Below are 379 nucleotides of genomic sequence, written 5' to 3' on the forward strand. Positions count from 1 at the left end.
CATGCTGCGTGTAGCCGACGACGGTGGGCTTTCCGGTCGTCCCGCTGCTCGCGTGCAGGCGCGCGACCTGCTCGCGCGGCACCGCGAACATCCCGAACGGGTAGTTCGCCCGCAGGTCCGCCTTCGTCGTGAACGGGAACCGCGCGAGGTCAGCGAGCGCGGTCAGGTCGTCGGGCCGCACGCCGGCCTCGGCGAAGGCCCGGCGGTAGTGGGGGACGTTCTCGTACGCCGTGCGGAGCGTGGTCCGCAGCCGCTCGAGCTGGAGCGCCTCGAGCTCCTGCCTGGTCAGGGCGGGGACGCCGCTCACCAGAGCGCTCCCCCGATCTCGCGGCAGCGGCCGACGAACGTCGCGACCACCTCGTCGCCGGCCGTCACGGTG

The 379-nt window shown here is 73.6% G+C and carries 1 pseudogene; it reads right to left on the minus strand.

The features are described 5' to 3' along the window. Positions 1-307, minus strand: a pseudogene (locus tag Q0L15_RS18170) (phenylacetate--CoA ligase); the annotation flags it as partial. Positions 308-379: the final 72 nt, after the last annotated feature.

The organism is Nocardioides sp. (assembly GCF_024509035.1).
Classification (GTDB): domain Bacteria; phylum Actinomycetota; class Actinomycetes; order Propionibacteriales; family Nocardioidaceae; genus Nocardioides.